Genomic DNA, 350 nt, shown 5'->3' with positions numbered 1-350 from the left:
GTGGAAGACGCCTACTTGATGGATGTCACATTGCCGTTGCGTGGAGAAGGAGAATAGCATGAGTGAAACACGTTATATCATGGCCTTTGAATCAAGTGCCGATGAAACAAGTGTGGCGATTGTCAAAAATGGTACCGAAATTGTGAGCTTGGAGACAGCGACACAAATCAAGAGTCACCAACGATTTGGTGGTATCGTACCGGAAGTGGCTAGCCGTCACCACATTGAACAAGTAACGGTGTTAGCTGATGCTGCTTTGGAAGATGCGCAATTGACGTATGATGACTTGACGGCAATCGCAGTGACACAAGGGCCTGGTTTGGTCGGGGCGCTGTTGATTGGTGTTACGG

1 pseudogene is annotated in these 350 nt (G+C 48.6%); it reads left to right on the top strand.

What is annotated here, in order from left to right:
• Positions 1-58: 58 nt before the first annotated feature.
• Positions 59-350 (top strand): annotated as a pseudogene (locus KH400_RS22930) (tRNA (adenosine(37)-N6)-threonylcarbamoyltransferase complex transferase subunit TsaD); the annotation flags it as partial.

Origin of the sequence: Desertibacillus haloalkaliphilus, assembly GCF_019039105.1 — a bacterium.
GTDB lineage: Bacteria > Bacillota > Bacilli > Bacillales > KJ1-10-99 > Desertibacillus > Desertibacillus haloalkaliphilus.
This window is presented reverse-complemented; position numbering and strand designations above follow the sequence as displayed.